General features: G+C 69.7%; 15 protein-coding genes and 1 pseudogene. 6 read left to right on the plus strand and 10 right to left on the minus strand.

The window, feature by feature from the left end:
* Positions 1 to 85: 85 nt before the first annotated feature.
* Together OHS71_RS02090 and OHS71_RS02095 are read right to left on the minus strand one after the other, a co-directional pair.
* Positions 86 to 526 carry a hypothetical protein gene (locus OHS71_RS02090; protein WP_328476148.1) on the minus strand — a complete coding sequence of 147 codons (441 nt, stop codon included), beginning with the start codon at positions 524 to 526 and terminating at the stop codon, positions 86 to 88.
* A 292-nt stretch (positions 527 to 818) separates the two neighbouring features.
* A complete protein-coding gene (locus OHS71_RS02095) occupies positions 819 to 1271 on the minus strand; it encodes a DUF5707 domain-containing protein (RefSeq protein WP_328476150.1) in 453 nt (150 codons plus the stop codon).
* 525 nt (positions 1272 to 1796) lie between these two features.
* Here OHS71_RS02095 and OHS71_RS02100 point away from each other — a divergent pair.
* A pseudogene (locus OHS71_RS02100) lies at positions 1797 to 1880 on the plus strand (SDR family oxidoreductase); the annotation flags it as partial.
* Between the two features lie 352 nt (positions 1881 to 2232).
* Here the strand turns inward: OHS71_RS02100 and OHS71_RS02105 are convergent.
* Positions 2233 to 3009 (minus strand): hypothetical protein, encoded by a 777-nt coding sequence (locus OHS71_RS02105; protein WP_328476152.1) that lies wholly within the window; start codon positions 3007 to 3009, stop codon positions 2233 to 2235.
* A 277-nt stretch (positions 3010 to 3286) separates the two neighbouring features.
* Positions 3287 to 4741: an APC family permease gene (locus tag OHS71_RS02110; protein ID WP_328476154.1), complete on the minus strand. Its 1455-nt coding sequence runs from the start codon at positions 4739 to 4741 to the stop codon at positions 3287 to 3289.
* A 209-nt stretch (positions 4742 to 4950) separates the two neighbouring features.
* Here OHS71_RS02110 and OHS71_RS02115 point away from each other — a divergent pair, with 209 nt between their 5' ends.
* Both OHS71_RS02115 and OHS71_RS02120 read left to right on the plus strand, forming a co-directional pair.
* Positions 4951 to 6150, plus strand: coding sequence for an ROK family protein (locus tag OHS71_RS02115; protein WP_328476156.1), 1200 nt, complete (start codon positions 4951 to 4953; stop codon positions 6148 to 6150).
* Positions 6151 to 6280: 130 nt separating this feature from the next.
* Positions 6281 to 9001: a glycoside hydrolase family 2 protein gene (locus tag OHS71_RS02120; RefSeq protein ID WP_328476158.1), complete on the plus strand. Its 2721-nt coding sequence runs from the start codon at positions 6281 to 6283 to the stop codon at positions 8999 to 9001.
* A gap of 97 nt (positions 9002 to 9098) precedes the next feature.
* On the opposite strand, the gene OHS71_RS02125 is transcribed toward OHS71_RS02120, so the two are convergent.
* The gene (locus OHS71_RS02125) at positions 9099 to 9449 is read right to left on the minus strand and encodes a hypothetical protein (RefSeq protein ID WP_328476160.1); all 351 of its coding nucleotides are present in this window, start codon (positions 9447 to 9449) and stop codon (positions 9099 to 9101) included.
* Between the two features lie 410 nt (positions 9450 to 9859).
* Here OHS71_RS02125 and OHS71_RS02130 point away from each other — a divergent pair, with 410 nt between their 5' ends.
* Positions 9860 to 11545, plus strand: a complete 1686-nt coding sequence (locus tag OHS71_RS02130; RefSeq protein ID WP_328476162.1) for a ribonuclease J — start codon at positions 9860 to 9862, stop codon at positions 11543 to 11545.
* Positions 11546 to 11658: 113 nt separating this feature from the next.
* On the opposite strand, the gene OHS71_RS02135 is transcribed toward OHS71_RS02130, so the two are convergent.
* Complete coding sequence (locus tag OHS71_RS02135) at positions 11659 to 12261, minus strand: hypothetical protein (RefSeq protein WP_328476164.1); 603 nt, start codon at positions 12259 to 12261, stop codon at positions 11659 to 11661.
* A gap of 223 nt (positions 12262 to 12484) precedes the next feature.
* Between OHS71_RS02135 and OHS71_RS02140 the strand changes: the two genes are divergently transcribed.
* Entirely contained in the window at positions 12485 to 12661 is a 177-nt protein-coding gene (locus tag OHS71_RS02140; protein ID WP_328476166.1) for a hypothetical protein, read from the plus strand.
* A gap of 316 nt (positions 12662 to 12977) precedes the next feature.
* Here OHS71_RS02140 and OHS71_RS02145 read toward each other — a convergent pair whose 3' ends face one another.
* The 3 genes from OHS71_RS02145 to OHS71_RS02155 form a co-directional block, all read right to left on the minus strand.
* Entirely contained in the window at positions 12978 to 13733 is a 756-nt protein-coding gene (locus tag OHS71_RS02145) for a DUF6766 family protein (protein WP_328476168.1), read from the minus strand.
* An 83-nt stretch (positions 13734 to 13816) separates the two neighbouring features.
* The gene (locus tag OHS71_RS02150) at positions 13817 to 14233 is read right to left on the minus strand and encodes a hypothetical protein (protein ID WP_328476170.1); all 417 of its coding nucleotides are present in this window, start codon (positions 14231 to 14233) and stop codon (positions 13817 to 13819) included.
* Between the two features lie 365 nt (positions 14234 to 14598).
* Positions 14599 to 15480: an NAD(P)-dependent oxidoreductase gene (locus OHS71_RS02155; protein WP_328476172.1), complete on the minus strand. Its 882-nt coding sequence runs from the start codon at positions 15478 to 15480 to the stop codon at positions 14599 to 14601.
* A 97-nt stretch (positions 15481 to 15577) separates the two neighbouring features.
* On the opposite strand from OHS71_RS02155, the gene OHS71_RS02160 reads away from it, so the two are divergent.
* The gene (locus tag OHS71_RS02160) at positions 15578 to 15952 is read left to right on the plus strand and encodes a winged helix-turn-helix transcriptional regulator (RefSeq protein ID WP_328476174.1); all 375 of its coding nucleotides are present in this window, start codon (positions 15578 to 15580) and stop codon (positions 15950 to 15952) included.
* A gap of 281 nt (positions 15953 to 16233) precedes the next feature.
* Here OHS71_RS02160 and OHS71_RS02165 read toward each other — a convergent pair whose 3' ends face one another.
* Positions 16234 to 16968: a hypothetical protein gene (locus OHS71_RS02165; RefSeq protein WP_328476176.1), complete on the minus strand. Its 735-nt coding sequence runs from the start codon at positions 16966 to 16968 to the stop codon at positions 16234 to 16236.
* Positions 16969 to 17297 lie beyond the last annotated feature (329 nt).

The following is a 17297-nucleotide window of genomic DNA, read 5'->3' on the forward strand; positions in this document are numbered from 1 at the left end:
ATCCCAGCACCCCGAGCGGGCTGCCGAACGCCGGATTCGATCCCCGGCCGCAGCCCGCCCCCGCGCGTGCGCCGGTGATCCCCGGTCAGCGGCGGCCGGTGGCCAGGATGACGAGGAACTGGCCGCCGCCCGGCTCGACGTCGGCGGTCACCGGCAGCCCCGGTACGAGCCGGGAGAACCGGTCCACCAGCCACTCCGCCGCGTCTTGGGCGTCCTGCCTGGTCGGGCAACGGCCCACCATCTCGCGGCCCCCCTTGCGCTCCAGCCTGCCGGCAACGGTGATCAGCGGCGCGGGTTCGACCACATACAGGCTGTCCGGCCAGGCGATGACCACCTTGACCGCACCCTTGCGGGTGTTGCACCCGCGGTGCGCGAGCCGCTCGGCGACCTTGGCCTTCCGGTCGGCGGTCCGGCTGTCAACACTGGGCCCCAGCGGGTCGTTCGCCGACCTGTCGGGGTCGACCGGCTCGTCACACACCCAGCAACGCCAGCCGTCACGCTCAGCCACATCATCAAGGAGACTCACCCGAGCAAACTAGCCTGCCCGGCCGCCACCGCGCGCACCAGGGTCACGGCAACCAGCTGAGCCGTGGTCCACGCTGTTCCCGAAGAACGCTGCCTCCGGTCCCCGCCTGGTGGCTCGCACAACAGCGCCGCTCCTGCTCCTGCTCCTGCTCCTGCGCACCGTCTGCGGGTGAGGGCGGGCGCGGCTGGCAGGCGCCCGGCGCCCGCGTGACGATCGGCGGCCAGGGCCGCCCGTGGGGCGCGGGCATGAGCGCCGCGCTGCTCAGGTCCGTTGCGGCGCGCACACGTCGAGATCACGCCACGGTGAAATCGGCCGCCTTGGTGTCCAGCGTCGTGTCGCCGTCCTCGGCGGTGGCCAGGACGGCCACGTGCCACAGGCCGCGCGGGGATCCGTCGGCGTCCTCGCGGGTGACGGTGACCCGGTAGGTGCACCGCTCGGTGTCCCCACCCGAGGGCTTGCAGACGGCCGGCTCAGCGGCGGCCATGTCCTTGGCGGTCAGCTTCTTCTTCGCGAAGGACGAGTTCGCCGGCCAGGCCAGCACCTTCACGTTCTTGACATCGGAGGACGCCGTGACGTCGGTGGTGAACGTCAACGAGCCGTCGCGGTCACCGTCGGGAGCGGTGTAGCGGGCCGTGCTGTGCGCCAGCGCCGGAGGCTGGTCCCCGGCGTGGGCGAGGGCGAACGCCCCGGCACCTGCGAGGACGACGACACCGGCAGTCACGGACAGGACGATACGACGCGACATGAGAAGTTCCCCTGGAAACTCGGCTGGATCACATCGGCGCTCTCGTCGGCGCCGTGCACCCATACTGGCCGCGCAGCGGATGCCGAACATGAGCACCCGTACTCAACTCCCGCCTGAGTAAAGGTGATTGCAGGTTCGCTGGCTGCCTGGACCGGCCGCGGATGAGACGCACCGTCAGGTTCCTGGGCAGACGGCGGAGCTGTTCCCGGTGGTGCCGGACCGTCACCGCCGACCGCGTGGGCTCTGGTGAGCTGAAGGGCGCCCTGTGCTCTCACAGGCCGTCCGGGTCGCCGGCCGCTGCCACGCGTCGCACGACCCGAGCGAAGCCGCAGCGCTGAGCGGCGTTGTGTGTGTACCCGCCTGCGACGACGTGAGGGAGCAGCGGTGTGGCCCGTACACGTGGGACAAGAGGCGATGGCCCCCGGCCCATGGTGGCGGGGTCCTCGATCGTCCAGCGAGGCTTGTCGCTGTCAAAGCGCTTGCTGCACAAGGGGTGAAATCCATATATGGGGTATCTGTCAAGCTATGGGAGTACATCTCGTTACGGGTGCTGGTTCGGGTATTGGCGCGGCGGTGGCGGGGTTGCTCGCCGCGCGCGGGGAAGAGATGTGACGACACCGGCTGCTCACACGGCATGTCCCGCGCGTTCGCCCCTGCGTGGCGTACGACTACTCGGGTGGTAGAAGGTCGGGCCCGACCCACGGCGCTCATGAAGGGGCCGTGGCCATTCAAGGCCGATTTTCTCAGCCCGGAAGGTGTCCGAACAAAGTCCGATTACCGATCGGCTTTCTCAGACTGACGTCGTCACGTGGTAAAGGGCAGTGAAAGCAACCACGTTGTCCTCGACTGCGGACTGCCGCTCGAGGAGCCGATCAAGGAGCTCGTCGGCTGTGGATCCGCGACGGTCGTGGACGCGATGACCTCCTGACCGGCAGGGTTCTACCGAGACGCAAGCAGCCGACTACGGGCCGACGTGGTGCAGCAGCGAATGCAGGAGCCCCTTCATCCCTTCCTGGGAGACGAACCGCAAGGTCGGGTCCTGGCCGTCCGGTTCCTGCGCCCACCACCGGGGCAATCCGACGTCGAGCAGGTTGTCGGCGTACCAACGGCCATAATCCTCGCCGTCGAGCAGAAGAGTGGCCCAGGGCAGCAGACGATAGCCGAGCGAGGTTTCCGCCTCTGGATGTGCGGGCCGGCTCGGACGCCGGAGACGGTCTTGCAGCGCGAGGAGACGTCGCTGCTCGGCGGCACCGGCCTTGCTGATATGAGTCTCGCGGAGCGACCACGTGCCCAGCAGGGCCGCTGCCATGCACAGCACGAGAGCCGTGGAGGTGTTCCCCCTCCACATCAGGAATCCACCGGTCACCACGGCAATCGCCATGCTGAACAGCACGTAATACGGTCGGGCCAAGTAGCCGCGCTCACGGGCAGCCTTGGTCACGCCCGCCTGAAGCTGCGCGAGGCTGATCCTGGTACCGCGGAGGGAGGCCGGCGGACCGGGTTCGCGCCGGAGCCGCAGCTCACCTTCCCTGCCGAGGATCGCGTCCAGCAGGGCGGCCCGGTCCGGGGGAAGCCCGGCCCCGGACCGGGTGCCGGGAAGTATCACGTAGCCGTCTTCGTACGCCGTCACTCGCAGACAGCCGTCCTCGGCAAGTGCCACGGTTTCGCTCATCACGACCTGCATCGGGTTCTTGCGCCCGACCAGCCAGCTGCCGACCAGACAGCTCGACTCGGGCATCCCCGCCTCCGGGCCTGCACCTTCCACCCGTCCCCCTCATGATCGCACCGACGTTGGGACGGTACCGAAACCCTCGGAGCGACGGAACGGAACGCTGGAAGACGGGTCGGCCTGTCCTGGCAGCGGCACCCTTCGGCGGCGGTGGAAGGGACACGGCGGCACCACGGCGCCGACATGAAGGCCCGGGATTCCCTGCGGAGGTAAGGGTGGGGGCGGCCGGTCCGGGCCCCAGACGGACCGGCCGCCCCGGCGGGCACCCGCGTGGCCCGCCCCTCTCTTAAGCCTCCGCGGGCTCCGCGTCGGGGGTCGGCGCGGTGAGGTATTCCTCCGTGATCTCCTTCGGTCCGAAGGGCCACACCTTCTCGAAGCGCGCCCACAGCGCGTAGGCCACGATGCCGAGGGCCAGCCAGGCCAGTGACCATTCGATGGGGTGGCGGCCGGGCGAGTTCTTGTCGGCATAGCCGTAGATCACCAGCCAGCCGACGAGGGCGACCAGGCTGGGCAGGGGGTACAGCCACATCTTGTACGGGCGGCGCAGGGTCGGCTGCCGCCTGCGCAGGACCGTCACCGCGGCGATCTGGGCCAGCGCCTGCACGAGGACCATCACCGTGGTGAGGAGCTGGATCAGCGTCGCCAGGTCGGTGTGGCGGCCGATGAGGAAGCCGATCGCCGTCACCACGCCCATGGTCGCCAGGCCCAGCATGGGGAAGCGGTGCTTGGGGTGGAGTTTGGCGTAGGGGCGGAAGAAGACCCGTTCACGGGCCGCGTCGTAGGGGACCCGGGAGCCGCCGAGCAGGCCGGTGAACACGGAGGCGAAGGCGGTGATCAGGATCAGCACGGTGACCGTGTCGGCCGCGGCCTTGCCCCAGGTCTTCTCCAGGACCGCCGAGGCGACGGAGGTGGAGGCGATGTCGTCGGGGTCCGTCATCCGGTGCCAGTCGATGACGCCGAGCGTGCCGATCTGCAGGAGCAGGTAGATCGCCATGATGCCGAGGATCGAGTAGATGATGGAGCGCGGCAGCGTACGGCCCGGGTCCTTGATCTCGGCGCCCATGTAGGCGGTCGTGTTGTAGCCGAGGTAGTCGTAGATGCCGATGGTCAGGCCCGCGGCGAAGCCCAGCCAGAAGTGGTTGCCGGTGAGGTCGAAGGCGTGCGCCGGGTAGGTGAAGGCCAGGTCCGCGCTGAAGTCGGTGGCCGCGGCCACGATCACCAGCAGGACCGAGGTGATCATGACGGCCCACATCACGGCCGTGATCCGGGCGATGTGCTCGATGCCCCGCCACAGCAGGGCGATCACCAGGACGATCATGCCGAGGCCCACGAGGTCGCCGGTCGTCCTTCCCATGTCCGGTGCGAGGTAGCCGAGGTACTGGACGAAGCCGACCACGCCGGTGGACATGATCAGCGGGATGAACAGCATCGCCGTCCAGACGAAGAGGAACGGCATCAGCCGCCCTGTGCGGTACTGGAACGCCTGGCGCAGATAGACGTAACTGCCGCCGGAGCCGGGCATCGCGGCACCCAGTTCGGCCCAGATCAGGCCGTCGGCGAGCGCCAGGAGCGCGCCGGCGATGAAACCGATCACCGCCTGCGGGCCGCCGAACGCGGCGACCATCAGCGGGATCGTCACGAACGGCCCGATACCGCACATCTGGCTCATGTTGATCGCGGTCGCCTGGAACAGGCCGACACGGCGGACGAAGCCACCCTCGGGTGGCGGGCTACCGGACAAGGGTCCTCCTGAAGCGGGACGCGGGGAGATGTACGGCGTGCCGACCGACGCTGCTCGGCGGCCGGCGGATCAAGGGCGGCGGGTATCCGGTCGACGCTGGGCTCCCCTTGGCGTGCCCGGCGAGGCTGAGAGCCTGTACTCAGGCACGGACTCTCGCTTGGGCGATAAAGTTAAGGAGCCTTACTAGATGCGTCAAGAGGGTGTCCCCCATGGGTGAGAATGATGCGATGTCCGTCGGCGACGCCGGCGGCCAGCCGGATCAGCCGTGGAACCGCAGGCGGTTGCGCAGCACCAACGAGCGCCTGCTCCTGGACCGGCTGCGTGCCGCCGGCGCCGCTTCACGCGCGCAGCTCGCCCGGGAGACGGGCCTGTCGAAGCCGACGGTCTCCAGCGCACTGGCGGCCCTGGCCGGGGCCGGCCTGGTCCACGAGGTCGGCACGCACGCACCGGAGCGCGGCCGGGTCGCCGTCCTGTACGCCCCGGACCCCTCCGCCGGGTACGCGCTGGGCATCGACATCGGACGCGGCTGGCTGCGCGTGGCGGTCGCCAACCTGGACGGCGAGCTGGTCGCCCGCGCGGACGTGCGCAACCGGGCACGCTCGTCCGGCGCCCTGGCCGACCTGGTCGTCACCACGGCCCGGCAGGTCGTCGGAAACTCCGGCGTCGGCCATGACGAGGTGGCGCATGCCGTGGTGGGCACGCCGGGCGTGTACGACGCGGAGCAGCGGCGGGTGCGGTTCGCGATGCATCTGCCGGGCTGGGGCCGGGCCGGGCTGGTCGACCGGATGCGCGAGGAGCTGGGCGTCCCGCTGGAGGTCCACAACGACGCCAATCTGGCGGCGCTCGGCGAGTACACGTACGGCGTCGGCGCGGGCAGCCGGCTCTTCGCGTACATCATGATCGGTACGGGGCTCGGCATGGGGGTGGTCAGCGAGGGCCGGCTGTTCACCGGGGCACACGGCGGCGCCGGCGAGATCGGGTTCCTTCCGTGGCCCGGGCAGCAGCGGCCCCAGACGCTGGAGGACGCCGTCTCGGGGGTGGCGGTCGTCGAGTCGGCGCGGAGGTTCGGGATGACCGGGCAGCTCACCGCCAAGGCGGTCTTCGACGCGGCCAGGCAGGGAAATCCCGCCGCGGTCAAGGCGGTCGGGCTGGAGAGCGAGCGGATCGCGCACACGGTCGCGGCGGCCGCGGCGGTGCTCGACCCGGATCTCGTGGTCCTGGGCGGGGGCGTGGGCCACAGCGTGGACCTGCTGCTGCGCCCCGTCCGGGAGAACCTGCGCGCGCTCACACCCCTGCGGCCGAAGATCGTGCCCAGCCGGCTCGGCGAGGACGCGGTGCTCCTGGGCGCGGTGGCCACGGCCCTGGGAACCGCGCGGGACGTGGTGTTCGACCGCCGATCGGCCCCCTGAGCGACTCCCGCACCGGGACCGGTGATTGACATGCCTTGCCGCCGCCCCTAGCTTGAGGACCCGATTAGTAAAGTTTCCTAACTTGCAGTGTCGTAGCGCGGATGCTCCCCCACCTCCCTAGGAGACATACGTGTTCCACCGCCCTGTCGTCAGAGGCCGCCTCGTCACGGCCGCCGTCGCCCTGGGTCTGCTCTGCACGCTGTCCACGAGCGCCTCGGCCGGCGCCCGTTCCCCTTCGCCACCCCGGGCCCATGCCCAGGTCACCACCGTCACGTCCCGCGCCGGCGGCACCACGGCGCTCTCCGGCTACACCATCCAGTCGACGGCGAAGGTGACCGACCCGGCTTCGGCCGTCTCCTCCCCCGGCTACCCGGCGAGCGGCTGGTACCCGGCGGGGTCCCGCTCCACAGTGCTCGCGGCGCTGCTCGCGGCCGGGAAGTACGCCGACCCGTTCTACTCCACGAACCAGCAGCAGATCCCCAAGGCCGACTTCCAGGTCCCCTGGTGGTACCGATCGGACTTCACGGTCGCCGACACCGCCGAGCGCACGTATCTGGACTTCAGCGGCGTGATCTCCGCCGCCGACGTCTACGTCAACGGCCGCCAGGCCGCCACGGCCGCCGACGTGGCGGGCGCGTACACGCACCACGAACTGGACGTCACCTCGCTGGTGCGCTCAGGCACGAACACGGTGGCCTTCCGCATCGAGCCCAACAGCCCCAACAGCAGACTCACCATGGGCTGGATCGACTGGTTGCAGCCGCCGCCCGACGAGAACATGGGCATCGTCCGTGATGTGCTGGTCCGGCGCGGCGGCCCGGTCGCCCTGCGCGACGTGCACGTCGTCACCAAGCTCGACGTGCCGTCCCTTGCCGCCGCGGATCTGACGGTCAAGGCCCAGGTCCGCAACGACACCGGCTCCCCCGTCACGGCCGCGGTCTCCGGCAGCATCGGCGCGATCTCGTTCGACAAGTCCGTCTCCCTGGCCGCCCATGAGGCCAGGACGGTCACCTTCACTCCGGCCGACGCCCCGGGTCTGCACTTGGCCTCGCCGAAGGTGTGGTGGCCGGCGGGCATGGGCGGACAGCCCCTGTACTCCCTGGACCTCACCGCATCCGCCGCCGGCACCGTCTCCGACACGGCGCACGAGAGCTTCGGCATCCGGGACGTCAAGGCTCCCCTCAACTCCGACGGAGCCCGGCAGTACAGCGTCAACGGGCGGAAGCTCCTCATCAAGGGCGGCGGCTGGTCCCCCGACGAGTTCCTGCGCTGGGACAGAACCTATGTCGAGGACCGCCTGAAGTACGCACTCGACCTCGGCCTCAACACCATCCGCCTCGAAGGGCACATCGAACCGGACGAGTTCTTCGACCTCACGGACCGCTACGGCATCCTCACGCTGCCCGGCTGGGAATGCTGCGACAAGTGGGAGGGCAACGTCAACGGCGGCGAGGCGGGCGACAAGTGGACCGCCGCCGACTACCCGGTCGCCAAGGCGTCGATGGCCGCCGAGGCCGCCCGGCTGCGCGACCACCCCAGCGTCGTCTCCTTCCTCATCGGCAGCGACTTCGCGCCCGACGCGACGATCGAGAAGAACTACCTCGACGCGTTGAAGGCCGCCGACTGGCCCACCCCCGTGGTGGCGGCCGCCTCCGACAAGTCCTCGCCCGTCAGCGGCAGTTCGGGCATGAAGATGTCCGGCCCCTACGACTGGATCCCGCCGAACTACTGGTACGCCAAGCGCGAGGGCGGCGCCACCGGCTTCAACTCCGAGACCAGCGCAGGCCCCGACATCCCGACACTCGACACCCTGCGCCGCATGATGAGCCAGGCGGAACTCGACACCCTCTGGAAAAACCCGGGTTCCAAGCAGTACCACCGGTCGCCGTCGTCGACCTTCAGCACCCTGAAGCTCTACGACGACGCGCTGACCGGACGTTACGGCGCACCCACCGGCCTCGCCGACTACGTCCGCAAGGCACAGCTCGCCCAGTACGAGAACGTCCGCGCCCAGTTCGAGGCATACGGACGCAACGCCACCGACTCCTCGAAACCCTCGACCGGTGTCGTCTACTGGATGTTCAACAGCGGCTGGACCTCACTCCACTGGCAGCTGATGGACCGGTACCTCGACCAGGGCGGCGCCTACTTCGGGGCGAAGAAGGCGAACGAGCCGCTGCACGTGCAGTACTCGTACGACAACCGGTCGGTCGTCGTGGTGAACAACCGGCACGCCTCGGCGTCCGGCCTCACTGCGCGGACCACGCTGTTCAACACCGACGGCACCCAGAAGTACGACAAGACCGTCACCGGTGTCACGGTGGGGGGCGACGGCGCGCGAAGCACCGCACTCACCCTGCCCTCGTCGGTGAGCGGTCTGTCGACGACCTACCTCGCGCGCCTCGTCCTGAGCGACTCGGCAGGCAGGGAGGTGAGCCGCAACGTCTACTGGCTCTCCACCAAGCCGGACACCCTCGACTGGGACAACACCGACTGGTACTACACGCCGACGACCAGCTACGCCGACCTGAAGGGACTGGGCACGATGGCGCAGGCTCCGGTGTCGGCGACGGCATCGACCACCTCGTCGGGTGGCACCTCGACCACGACCGTCACCGTGCGCAACACGGACACCGGCAGGACGCCGTCGCTGCTGACGGACGTGCATCTGGTGGACGCGGCGGGGAAGCCGGTGCTGCCGGTCCAGTGGTCCGACAACGAGGTCGGTCTCTGGCCCGGCGAATCGGTCACGTTGACGGCCACGTACCGGACAGCCGATCTGCACGGCTCGGCACCGCGGGTGCGGGTCTCCGGGTGGAACACGCCGGAGCGGACCCTGCCGGCGTCCTGACCCGAGGGGGTGGGCCGCACCGGCCCACCCCCTCGGGCTCCGCTCACGGCGAGCGCCGTGTCGTCGATGACGAACGACGTCCCCAGGGTGCCCGACCTCAGGAGCGTGGCGTCCCGGGCGTGAGCGGCTGCGCCGGGCGGCCCTCCAGCTCCCGCTGCCTGGCGGTCAGGGCCCTCGCCAGCACCTTCTCCCGGTACGGGTTCGACATATCGAGGGCCTTCGCCACTTCCACGGCCTCGTCCAGCAGGGCCAACCGTCGCTCAGGCAACTCCCGCACCAGGGGCGACGCGCTCACCTCCACCAGGACGTACGCCAGCTTCGACCCGTACACCTCCGGCTCGACCTGCGCCAGAAGACGGTAGATCCACAGCCCTTCCGCACCGCGCACCACCCGCCGGTTGGCACCGAGCAGCCTGACCCTCGCCAGCACGATCATGTCCTGATCCACCGATCCCCCTTCGTCCCGACCCCCTCCGGCCGGCGCCCGTCACACGGCGAGACAGCACGGCGAACGTGCCGACAGCCGAGAACGGCTGCCGGCACGCTGGCCGGAGAGTGGATGACGACGAGTCTGGCGCGCGACACCGGCTGCCACAAGGTCGAACGGACGTGCGCTGCGTCCTACCGAAACCGCCTGTGAACAGGCATGATGGACCTGACACTCACTCAAGGATCATCTGTCTCCATGGGCGTGTACGCAACCACCGCATCCTTGGCCGCCCCGCGTGCAAATCCGGGCCGGCCACCGGCGTGATCCAGCCGCCCAGGGCGCCCACCGCGGACGTCACGCTCCGCCGGGAGGCAGAGATGACACACGCCGTGGATCACGCCGTCCCACACTCCGGGTAACGTCAGGGTATGAGCCATCCGCACCCCGACCTCAAAGCCGCCCCGCCCCTTCCCGCAGCAGGCCTGCGGATCACCGCCCTGGGCGGCCTGGGTGAGATCGGCCGCAACATGACCGTCTTCGAGCACGCCGGCAAGCTGCTCATCGTCGACTGTGGCGTGCTCTTCCCCGAGGAGACCCAGCCTGGCGTCGACGTGATCCTGCCGGACTTCACCTCGATCCGGGACCGGCTGGACGACGTCGTGGCCGTGGTACTCACCCACGGCCACGAGGACCACATCGGCGGCGTGCCGTACCTGCTGCGCGAGCGGTCCGACATTCCCGTCGTCGGCTCCAAGCTGACGCTGGCGTTCCTCGAGGCCAAGCTCAAGGAGCACGGCATCCGGCCACGAACGGTGCGCGTGCGGGAAGACGACCGGCGCCGCTTCGGGCCCTTCGACTGCGAGTTCGTCGCGGTGAACCACTCCATCCCGGACAGTCTCGCGGTCGCGATCCGCACCCGGGCCGGGCTGGTCCTGCACACCGGCGACTTCAAGATGGACCAGTTCCCTCTCGATGACCGCATCACCGACCTGCGCGCCTTCGCCCGCCTCGGCGAGGAGGGCGTGGACCTGTTCCTCACCGACTCCACCAACGCCGAAGTACCCGGCTTCACCACCTCCGAACGCGAGCTGAACCCGGCGATCGAGCAGGTGATGCGCACAGCGCCGCGCCGGGTCATCGTCTCCAGCTTCGCCAGTCATGTGCACCGCATCCAGCAGGTCCTGGACGCCGCCCACCAGCACGGCCGCAAGGTCGCCTTCGTCGGCCGTTCGATGGTCCGCAACATGGGCATCGCCCGTGACCTGGGCTACCTGAAGGTCCCCTCCGGCCTGGTGGTCAGTACGAAGGAGTTGGAGAAGCTCCCCGACCACAAGATCACGCTGGTCTGCACCGGCTCCCAGGGCGAACCGATGGCCGCGCTGTCGCGGATGGCCACCCGCGACCACGTGATCCGCATCGGCAAGGGCGACACCGTCCTGCTCGCCAGCTCCCTCATCCCCGGCAACGAGAACGCCATCTACCGGGTGATCAACGGGCTGACCCGGTGGGGCGCCCACGTGGTCCACAAGGGCAACGCCAAGGTGCACGTCTCCGGGCACGCCAGCGCCGGGGAACTCGTCTACTGCTACAACATCGTCAAACCCCGCAACGTCATGCCCGTGCACGGCGAATGGCGCCACCTGCGGGCAAACGGCGACCTCGCCATCCGTACAGGCGTCGACCCCGACCGGGTCGTCATCGCCGAGGACGGCGTCGTCGTCGACCTCGTCGACGGACGCGCGTCCATCACCGGCAAGGTCCCCGCAGGCAACGTCTACGTGGACGGCATGGAAGTGGGCGGCGCCACCGAAGCGTCCCTCAAGGACCGCCTCACCCTCGCAGAGGAAGGCGTCGTCACGGTGGTGGCGATCGTCGACGCGGACACCGGCGCCCTCGCCGAGGCACCCGACTTCCTGGCCCGCGGCTTCGTCCACGACGACACCACCTTCGAGTCGGTCGTCCCAGTCATCGAGAAGACCCTGTCCACGGCGGCCGACGAAGGCGTCGGGGACGCGCGCCAACTCGAGCAGCTCCTCGCCCGCGCCGTGGCGAACTGGGCCTTCCGCACCCACCGCCGCAAGCCCCTCATCATCCCCGTCATCATCGACGCCTGAGTCACAGCCCCGTCTCTGCCGAGCTCGGGGCGCAGCAAAGAGCCCCGCCGGAGCGAAGAACGGCCCGGCGGGGCCCGGTGGTCAAACTGCCTCAGACAGGGCAGTCGGCCCGGTCAGTAGTTCGCGTTGGCCAAGAGCCCGCCGTCCTTGTCGTACACGGTCACCAGCCCGTTGTCGGATTCGTAGCACGACGTGAACGCGCTGGCGATCAGCTTCCCCTCACCCTGGTGCGGTCCCATCAGCCCGCCCGTGAAATCGGTGAACACCTCAGGGGCGTCGAGAATGTCGTTCCGCTTGTCAGCGCCGGTGACCTTCGTGACGTGCTTGACGGCGGCCTTCTCGGTGGCCGTGCCGGTCTTCGCGACGCAGGCCTGGAACGTCTCGGCCTGGGTTGCCTCGGCCTTGGTCTTCTCGGCCGGAGCCTCCTTCTTCGCCGGCGCCTCCCCGGCCCCGTCGGTCTTCGCGGACGCGGTTGCGGCCACGGCCTTGTCCTTCTTGGCGGTGTCGCTCGAGTCGCCGCCGCCGGCACTCGCCGCGATGCCGATGATGACAAACAGGCCGACGACGCCGAGGCAGCCGAGACCGGCGATCTTGCCGACGCTGCGCTTCTTCGGCGGCTGGGGCACCGGCGCTCCGTAGCCCGGCGGCTGCGGGTACGGCTGGTTGGGCTGCTGCTGGTACGGCTGGTCGGGCTGCTGTGGATACTGCTGGCTCATGATGTCCCCGAGGTATCGATGTGTCTTACACGTATGCGACCGGTGTGGACCCTGTGTGGTTGCGTGCGATGGGGAACCTTCACCGTTTCGTGATCAAGTGGCGTGGCGCCGAGCAGGCACTTCTCGTCACGGACCCGGGGCGGTGCACAGGCCGCTCCCAAGGGCCGGGCCCGACGGAACCTCCGGTTTCGCACTACATCCATCCGTCCAGGCCCTGGGGACGGTGCTGGCCGCGCTCGGCCTGCTGCTCGTTCCGGTCGTCAGTCACATCGGCGTGTATGTCGCCGTGCTCGCGTTGCTCGCCATGATGCTGAACGGCTTCGGGGTGGCGCTGTTCAACGTGTTCGCCGTGAGCCTGAGGATGCACAGCGGCTCGGCCGGACGGCGGACGCGAGCGTGACCGCTGCGGACACCGACACGGACGCGGACCGGCATCCCTCAGCCTGAGCGCGATCCGGGCTCGGAAGCCGACCCGGTGCGGGCTTTCGCACGCACGGCAGTCGCACACCTCGCTTGCTGCGGGGTGTGCGTCACCGCTCGGTGGAGGTCGCGTAGTGCGCTCGGAAGGAAGCCGGGTGGCGACTTCGGGGGAGGCTGCGACGCGGCCTTCCGGGAAGTTTCGTGCCCCCTGCGCCGCTTGGATGCGGATGCGGTCGCGGATGCTTCGGCGGGTGCCGCCTGCCGCCCACGACCCTCGACCACTGCTCCCGCCTCACTCATCCCTCGACGCCGGTGGAGGTGTGGGAGGCGCCGACGGGCTTGGACTCCGGGGAACCACGCTGGCGCAGGTAGACGGAGAGGATGGCCATGGACGCGACGGCCAGGAGCTCGGACTGCCAGTTCTGAAGGCTGCGGCTCCAGAAATCGGCGGAAGCGATGTACTGCGTCCACCCGATGGGAGCTTGCAGCTGCCTCAGCTGCTGCTCGTTGTAGGCGGCGACGCCCGCGATGGACTGGGCCAGCCAGGACAAGAGGAACAAGGCGGCCATGACCAGACCGAGCGACCGGGAGAACACCGCCTGGCGTACTCCACCCGCTCTTGCCCAGCGGGGCGAGTCCGGGCCGGCGTGCTCACCCAGCCGCTGGTCCTCATCCGATTCAGGGCCGGCCTTGTGCATCTCCTTCGACTCCGGCGAGCCGCGTTGGAGCAGCCAGACGGTGGCGAAGATGTACAGGAAGAACTGGAGGTACTCCGACTGCCAGTTCTCCGCCACGTCTACCGCGAAGTCCGAGGTCGTGAGGTAGTCGAGGAAGCCGATCTGCGCGAGCCCGTCGGTGGCGAGCTGGTTGTTGAACTCCGCGCTGCCCGCGATCGCCTGCCCGGCGAGAGCGAGCAGGAAGGCGAAACCGAAACCCAGAGTTATGCCGTTGTCCCGTACGAAGCGACGCACCCTCCGCCCCTTGACGGCGTCGTCCTTCTCGTTGTCGCGGCCAGGAATCCCGCCCGGGGGCGGCGGCGTGGCGGGGGTCATCGCTGCATCAGCCCCACCGCGATGAAGTAGGCCAGCCCGCCCAGGACGACGGCCAGGCAGAGCGTGAACATGGTGCGCATGGGTCAGCTCCCCTTGACGGAGCACTGGTAGGGCCGGCCGGGGCGGGGCAGGCATCCGGCCGCGGTGATCTTCCAGCCGTCCCGGAACTCTGAGAGGAACAAGGTGTCGGAGGCCAGCACCACCCGCGCCTGGCGCCCGTGGACGTCCACGCCGTGGATCGGGCCCCCGGCGGAAAGGACCTGCTCGACGATGGCGTCGGCACACGCCTTCTTCGCTGAATCCTCCACCTCACCGCGCGTCTCCGGGGCGAGAGCCGCGCACAGTGCCGTCCGATCACCGCCGCTCAGCGCCTTCTCGAAGGCCGTGGCCGCAGCGGACGCTGACGCTTTGCGTGCTGCGCTCCCGCCGCAGGCGCTCAGAGCCAGCATGAGCGCGCCGAGCAGGAGCGCCCAGGTGATGCGTCGGCCATGTCCGCTCACGCCGGCTTCTTCCTCGGGCAGATACACGTGCTGACCTATCGTGACGGCCGAGTACCCTCAACGCCGCCGGACACGCCCTTGTCCCTCGGCCCGTGACACTTGCGCGGTCAACCGCCGCCATTCCCGCCTTCCCTGACGGCGGGTTCCGGCAGCGTGCGAATGCGGGCCCATCCACCGCCCACTCTTCCGTTCGACGGCTGCACCGACTGCACCGTCGCGGGTACACACTGCACGGCAACGCAGGTGCCCGATGCCACCCGGCAGGTCGTGTACGCACTCGCACTCGCGGGGACGGTGAAGGACGGCCGCTTCTCGTCTGCGGCCCGCGCCCACACGCGGCCACCCCTGTGGCAGGACGGGGCCGCTCAGCGCACCAGAAGGTCGATCACGCCCGTCAGATCCTCCTCGCCGCTCCCCTCGGCCAGGCGGCGGCGCATGAGCTCGAAGTACGGGCTGAGCAGTTCCGGGCTGACACCCTGCTCCTCGGCGGTGCGCAGGAAGGTCGGTGTGCCGGACACCTGCATGGCGAGGTTGGAGACAACGCCCTTGGTGTAGTCGCCGCTTCGCAGCTGGTCGGCTGTCTGGTGAACCGCGGGGGCCATCGCGACGAGCCAGTCGGCCAGGAGCGGGGCGAGCGCAGTGGGGTCGATGTCCTCTTTGCGGGTCAGGGCGAAGGCGTGGGCGGCACCGGCGAACATTGCGTACATGGCGCTGAGGAGAGCCACGTCGTACAGGGCTGCGAAGCCCGCGTTCTCACCGACATAGGTGGTGCCGGCCGGGACGGCCAAGGTCTCCCGGTGCAGCTCGAACAACTGCGGCGAGCCGCTGTAGAAGACATAGCCGCCGGCTTCCGCGACGCCGATCATCGGAGGGACAGCCATGATTTTGCCGTCCAGGTAGCGGGCACCGCGCTCGCGCGCCCACTCGGCGCGTGCACGCGCCTGATCAGGGGTGCTGGTGGTCAGATTGACCAGATCTCTGCCGACCAGGTCGGTGCCGGCCAGCACCTGGTCGACCGAGGTGTCGTCCAGCAGACACACCACGATCAGGGTGTTCGCCGCGACCGCCTCCGCGGCGGTGTCCGAGCCCCTTGCGCCCTCGGCGGCAAGGGGCTCGGCGCGGGCCGGGGTGCGGTTCCAGACGGTGAGCGGGTGGCCGGCGGCAAGCCAGGTGCGAGCCAGTGCGGTGCCCATCGCGCCCAGGCCCAGCAGCGTGACGGGTGTCTTCTCAAGAGTGTTGTGTGCCATGCCGATTAGGCTGGCCGCAGAGCCGGAGGCGATCAAGTACCCACTTGGCGGTGGGTGGTTACCCCGGGGTGAGCGAGCACGTCAGAAGGGGTGGGGCATGACGACGCTGAACCGGCCGGGCGCACCAGAGGGGCACGTCTGCGGGATCGACGCCGCGATGGAGGTGATCGGCGGCAAGTGGAAAGTGCTGATTCTGTGGGCGCTCCACGAGCATCCCCACCGCCGATTCGGTGAGCTGCGCCGACTGCTGACGGGCATCACCGAGAAGGTGCTGGCCTCTCACCTGCGCGAGCTGGAGGCGGACGGCGTCGTGCACCGTGTCTCCTACGACGAGGTGCCGCCCCGCGTCGAGTACTCACTGACCGATGACGGGGTGCGCCTCAACGACGCACTCCAGCCGCTGGCCGCCTGGGGCCGCGAGCGGCCCACCGCTCGAGGGCCGGAAGGGTGGGCGGGCCGGGGTTCGTCGTGAACGTGCCGGCCACAGTCACTTGTCGACGGCCGCGACCGGCTCGGGCCGGCGAAGGCTGCGCAACACCGTGGGGGTCGTCCAGCCGCGCAGCGTGGCGTGGATCATCGGCACCCGAGCCGCACTACCCGGCCCGCGGCGGCATCCCCGCCTTCCTGGACGACAACGGGTGAAGACGCGGCAGGCCGCCGCCGGCAACAGCGGGCGGAACACCCGAGGCCGCCGGGCCCTTCTCCGCCGGCCGGCTGTCGGGCATGGCCCCGGAAGGTCGAAGAAGACCACCGTCAGGGGCTGTGGGTCCGCCGCCTCCTGACGAACCATCCGCCCGTCAGGGCCGCAAGGGCAAGCACACCCGCGGCCGGCGCCCAGTGCTGCCGACGCCACAGCGGGTTCTGCCACCGCCACAGCGGCGCGGGTGCGGCCTCGACGGGGATCGTCGCGCGGTCGTTGCCGGGCACGGGGTCGTTCGGGCTGTACGCGGTGACGGAGCCCTCGGCCCCGGGGATCCGCTTGTCGATGCGGATGTGGAAACCGATGGTGGCCGAGGAGCCGGGCAAGGGGTTGCCGTCGCACAGGAAGAAGTAGTTGTCCTTGTCCTGCGGCAGTCGGCAGGAGTACCTGCGATCGTCGTCGTCCCCTTCCCAGGGGATGGACGTGACCGTGGTCCCGGGAGGCGGTACCACCGCGAAGGTCCCGGAGGCTCCGTCGTCGGCGGGACCGGGACTCAGGTTCCGCACGCCGAGCCGGACCACGACGGTGTCACCCACCCTTCCTTCGACCCTCGCGGTGACAGGGGCGTAGTCGGCCGGCGACGACCGGGCGGCATCACCGGAGAGTGCCGCGCGGGGGTGCGCCAGGTCCACGGCGTGGACCGCGCGGGTGGGTGGCACACGGCGGGGGGCGGTCCAGGGCCGTTGCGGCGGCCGGGGCTGCGCCTCCACCGGCCACGCCATGGCCCCGAGCGCGGCCAGGGACACGACCGCGGCACCGATCCGGCGCATGACGGCACGCTCAGCCATGGGCCCGACCCGTTTCCCTCGCATCCGTGTCCCACATTCCTGTACGTCGGTGCGTCCTTCTGCGACGGCGCCGCGAGCATGCGGACGCGCGAGCAAGCGAGGGTAGCCCTGGAAACCGCTCAGTGGGACCGCTTCCGCCCTCGTGGACAGCCGTGCTCCGACACCACGAGGTCGCCGTTTATGCGAACTACCACGGACGTCTCACCGAGCGGGCTGCCGGTAGAGGTTACCGGCCCGGGTGGTTTTGCGTGGAGTAGCCCGCAGGACTCTCTCTGCCTCCGAGAGGGTGGTTGCGTCGAGTCACGGGTAGAGAGGAGGGGCGGGGGTGA

The organism is Streptomyces sp. NBC_00377 (assembly GCF_036075115.1).
GTDB lineage: Bacteria > Actinomycetota > Actinomycetes > Streptomycetales > Streptomycetaceae > Streptomyces.

Bases quoted from the DNA above. Each gene is read 5' to 3' on its own strand.
- OHS71_RS02095 (WP_328476150.1), bottom strand. From the start codon at position 1,271: ATGTCGCGTCGTATCGTCCTGTCCGTGACTGCCGGTGTCGTCGTCCTC.
- OHS71_RS02105 (WP_328476152.1), bottom strand. From the start codon at position 3,009: ATGCCCGAGTCGAGCTGTCTGGTCGGCAGCTGGCTGGTCGGGCGCAAG.
- OHS71_RS02115 (WP_328476156.1), top strand. From the start codon at position 4,951: ATGGGTGAGAATGATGCGATGTCCGTCGGCGACGCCGGCGGCCAGCCG.
- OHS71_RS02130 (WP_328476162.1), top strand. From the start codon at position 9,860: ATGAGCCATCCGCACCCCGACCTCAAAGCCGCCCCGCCCCTTCCCGCA.
- OHS71_RS02135 (WP_328476164.1), bottom strand. From the start codon at position 12,261: ATGAGCCAGCAGTATCCACAGCAGCCCGACCAGCCGTACCAGCAGCAG.
- OHS71_RS02145 (WP_328476168.1), bottom strand. From the start codon at position 13,733: ATGACCCCCGCCACGCCGCCGCCCCCGGGCGGGATTCCTGGCCGCGAC.
- OHS71_RS02155 (WP_328476172.1), bottom strand. From the start codon at position 15,480: ATGGCACACAACACTCTTGAGAAGACACCCGTCACGCTGCTGGGCCTG.
- OHS71_RS02160 (WP_328476174.1), top strand. From the start codon at position 15,578: ATGACGACGCTGAACCGGCCGGGCGCACCAGAGGGGCACGTCTGCGGG.
- OHS71_RS02165 (WP_328476176.1), bottom strand. From the start codon at position 16,968: ATGGCTGAGCGTGCCGTCATGCGCCGGATCGGTGCCGCGGTCGTGTCC.